Raw genomic sequence first — 618 nt, 5'->3', positions numbered from 1 at the left:
GAGCGCGTGCTGCAGATGTTCGTGATCGCGACGCTGGTCTCCATCGGGCTCAGCCTCGTGCTGGCCTCGACCATCGCCAACCCGATCTCCGACCTCGCCGACGCCGCCGAGATCGGCCTCGACCGCAGCAACCGCAACCGCGGCTCGTCGCGGCGCATCCGCATCCCCGACCTGACCGCCCGCCCCGACGAGATCGGGCGGCTCTCGGGCGCGCTGCGCGGCATGGTCGCGGCGCTCTACGACCGCATCGACAGCAACGAGCAGTTCGCCGCCGACGTCGCGCACGAGATCAAGAACCCGCTGGCGAGCCTGCGCTCGGCCATCGGCTCGCTGCGCATCGTCCGCAAGGAAGAGCATCGCGACAAGCTGCTCAACGTCATCGAGCACGACGTACGCCGCCTCGATCGTCTGGTCAGTGACATTTCCAACGCCTCGCGGCTCGATTCCGAGCTGGTCAAGGAAGAGGAGCAGGAATTCGACCTGCTCGAGATGCTCGGCAACCTGACCCAGTTCCTTGGCGAGGACGCGCGACGCAAGGGGGTCGAATTCATCACCGACCTGCCCGCCAACCCGATCCCGATCAACGGGCTCGAGCCGCGGCTGGCGCAGGTCTTCGTG

At 67.5% G+C, this 618-nt stretch carries 1 protein-coding gene; it reads left to right on the top strand.

The window, feature by feature from the left end:
• Positions 1 to 618: HAMP domain-containing sensor histidine kinase (locus tag HC022_RS28310; protein ID WP_167454573.1), on the top strand; the 618-nt coding region annotated here is incomplete at both ends.

Origin of the sequence: Salipiger sp. HF18 (assembly GCF_011806505.1) — a bacterium.
In the GTDB taxonomy this organism is placed as follows: domain Bacteria; phylum Pseudomonadota; class Alphaproteobacteria; order Rhodobacterales; family Rhodobacteraceae; genus Salipiger; species Salipiger thiooxidans.
This window is presented reverse-complemented; position numbering and strand designations above follow the sequence as displayed.